This window comes from Micromonospora sp. M51, assembly GCF_018070305.1.
Taxonomy (GTDB): Bacteria; Actinomycetota; Actinomycetes; order Mycobacteriales; family Micromonosporaceae; genus Micromonospora; species Micromonospora parva.
Window position 1 is genome coordinate 1 of sequence record NZ_JAGPXZ010000709.1, and the last position, 3,136, is coordinate 3,136.

The following is a 3,136-nucleotide window of genomic DNA, read 5'->3' on the forward strand; positions in this document are numbered from 1 at the left end:
CGGACCCCCCGAGAGCACCGTCGACCCGGAAGACTCTTATCGCGTGCAGACCCGGGCCGACGCCGGCCTGGACGCCGGCAGCGCCCGGGTCGCCGACCTGGCCGCGTTCACCGCCACCGACCCGGACACCGGCACCCTGCCGGCGCTTGTCTGGGGCGACGTCCCGGACCGGATCCCGGACGGCACTCTGCTGGCGGTCGCCGTCAACGGCCGCATCGGGGCGGTCGTCCCGGTGGTGCCGGCCGACCCCGGCGGACGCCGGTTCGCCGCGCTGCTCGCCGACGACTCGTTGTTCCGCGCCGGCACCAACACACTCGACGTCTACCAGGGCGCGGCGGACGGCGCGCTGCGCCGCCTCGCCCTGTCCTGACAGTGCTTCCGGGTCGGTCTCATCTGGCTCCCGGGGTCGGCCCGGCCTGGCTCCCGGGGTTGGTCGGGTCTGGCGTCCGAGGTCGGTCCGGCCTGGCTCCCCGGGCCGGTCGGGTCTGGTCCCGGCTGGCGGGATGCCGGGTTTCCCGGCCGCCTGGTCGGGAATCGGGTGACGCATACCTCACCGCCGAACCACAGCGGGCGTTGTCCCCCGAGCCGCAATTACGGTAGAAGCGAAGGCAATTCAACGTAGATCTGCCGGCGAAGCGAGGAACCACATGACGGAAGTCAAGCTCGATCACCCCGGTGGGCAGCTGTCGATGCCGGTGCATCCTGCGGTCGAGGGCCCCGCCGGTATCGGGGTGAGCAAGCTGCTGAAGGAAACCGGGATGACCACGTACGACCCCGGTTTCGTCAACACCGCCGCTGCCTCATCCGCGATCACCTACATCGACGGCGACGCGGGCATCCTGCGTTACCGGGGGTACCCGATCGAGCAGCTGGCCGAGAAGTCCTCCTTCCTGGAGGTCTCCTACCTGCTCATCTACGGTGAGCTGCCGACCGAGCAGCAGCTGACCGAGTTCACCGAGTGGATTCGGCGCCACTCGCTGCTGCACGAGGAGATGCGTCGCTTCTTCGACGGCTTCCCCCGGGACGCCCACCCGATGGCGGTGCTCTCGTCCGCGGTGAGCGCCCTGTCCACCTTTTACCAGGACAGCCTGGACCCGTTCGACTCCGAGCACGTGGAGATCTCCACGGTCCGGCTGATGGCCAAGGTCCCCACCATCGCCTCGTACGCGTACAAGAAGTCCATCGGTCAGCCGCTGCTGTACCCGGACAACTCGCTGGGGTACGTGGACAACCTGCTGCGGATGACGTTCGGCGTGCCGGCGGAGCCGTACGAGGTCGACCCGGTGATGTCGAAGGTGCTGGACATGCTCTTCGTCCTGCACGCCGACCACGAGCAGAACTGCTCCACGTCGACCGTCCGGCTGGTCGGCTCCAGCAACGCCAACCTGTTCGCCTCGGTCTCGGCCGGCGTGAACGCGCTGTTCGGGCCGCTGCACGGCGGCGCCAACCAGGCGGTGCTGGAGATGCTCCAGCAGATCCACGCCGGCGACGACGACGTCCGGTCCTTCGTCCGCAAGGTCAAGGACAAGCAGGACGGCGTCAAGCTGATGGGCTTCGGCCACCGGGTCTACAAGAACTACGACCCGCGGGCGGCGATCGTCAAGAAGGCCGCGCAGGACGTGCTGGGCCGGATGGCCAAGCCCGACCCGCTGCTGGACATCGCCATGGAGCTGGAGGAGATCGCGCTCGCCGACGACTTCTTCGTCTCCCGTCGGCTCTACCCGAACGTGGACTTCTACACCGGCCTGATCTACAAGGCCATGGGCTTCCCGACCAAGATGTTCACAGTGCTCTTCGCGCTCGGCCGGCTTCCCGGCTGGATCGCCCAGTGGCGCGAGATGATCAACGACCCGGAGACCAAGATCGGCCGTCCGCGGCAGGTCTACGTCGGCTCCGCCGAGCGGAACTACGTCCCCTTCGGCGAGCGCTGATCCGCGTTCTCGCTGCACCGACAGGCCGTCGACCCGCCCACGGGTCGGCGGCCTGCCGCGTTTCTGCTCTGGCCGTGCCCGATCGCCCTTGATCGACTCGGGTTTGTGGAAGGCGCGGTGTTCCTCGGACCGGGACACCCCGACTTTCAGGAAGCCGAGTCGATCACGAACGGGTGATGCCGGGGCAGCCCCGGGCATCAGGGCGGTCGGGCCGAGGGCGGCGCCCTCAGGGCGGACCGGGGTGGGTGGTCGGCGACCGGGCGGGGTCAGAAGGCCGAGATGTCCTGGGCCCGCTCGCTGCGGCTCAGGGCGCTGATCAGCGCGGACTGACCACGGCGGCGCACCGCCAGTCGGACCAGCAGGTCCCGGACGGGGTCGAAGACGTCGGCCGGGAACTCCGGCGTGGGTACGCCGACGCTCACCGCGAGGTCATCGGAGTGCACGACGATCTCCAGTTGGCGGGTGAGCAGGAAGTCCCCGCGCCGCAGCGACCAGCCCTGCCACGGGATGGGCACTACCGCACGGGCGGCACCCCCGGAGAGCAGGTCGCCGACCTCCTCCAGCGCCTGGGCGGAACTGGCGTGCAGGGCGGCTGGCCCGCGCGCCGCGTCCGACTCGTCGTTGCTCTCGGCGACCGACTTCTCGTCCGGGGTGCCCTCGCTGACCCAGGGGGCCTGCGCGTAGTGGTTGTCTGCCGAATCCAGCGTCGGTAGGTCGGTCGGCATCGGCAGCAACTCGGCCGCGCGGACCGCCTGACGTCCCAGGTGGCACGCCAGGCCACCCACTGACAGGTGCGGCAGCGCACTCGGGTGTGACCACCGCTCGGTCACCTCGGGGCGTCGGATCAGGTCCAGCGCGATGGCGGCGGCGGTCGGAAAGGCGGCATCCAGGGCGTCGACAGCGCGAAACATCCGCACATTCTGGCAGCACCGGCCGACAGGCTCCGAGCGGCGCGGCCCGCCCCGGCAGGCCCCACGCCCGCCGCGCCGAGCGACGCGGGCCGGCCGACGGGCACCACACCCGCCGAGCCCAGTGTGATCGACTCGGCTTTCAGGAAGTCGGGGCGTCCCCGGTACTGGGACACCCCGACTTCAAGGAAACCGAGTCGATCAACCGCAAGCAGCCAATGCGGGGTCAGCGCAGGCCGGCGGCGGCGAGCAGGTTGCCCTCGGGCAGCGCCGGAAGCGCACGGCCCTGCGACATCC

2 protein-coding genes and 1 pseudogene are annotated in these 3,136 nt (G+C 70.2%); 2 read left to right on the forward strand and 1 reads right to left on the reverse strand.

Annotation, left to right across the window (positions count from 1 at the left end; all coding sequences use genetic code 11):
* Both KBX53_RS27480 and KBX53_RS27485 read left to right on the forward strand, forming a co-directional pair.
* Nucleotides 1-370: pseudogene (locus KBX53_RS27480) on the forward strand (sulfatase); the annotation flags it as partial.
* A gap of 277 nt (nt 371-647) precedes the next feature.
* Nucleotides 648-1,931, forward strand: coding sequence for a citrate synthase (locus KBX53_RS27485; RefSeq protein ID WP_030332612.1), 1,284 nt, complete (start codon nt 648-650; stop codon nt 1,929-1,931).
* Between the two features lie 266 nt (nt 1,932-2,197).
* Here the strand turns inward: KBX53_RS27485 and KBX53_RS27490 are convergent, their stop codons facing one another.
* Nucleotides 2,198-2,842 (reverse strand): maleylpyruvate isomerase N-terminal domain-containing protein, encoded by a 645-nt coding sequence (locus KBX53_RS27490; RefSeq protein ID WP_210862427.1) that lies wholly within the window; start codon nt 2,840-2,842, stop codon nt 2,198-2,200.
* Between the last annotated feature and the right edge of the window lie 294 nt (nt 2,843-3,136).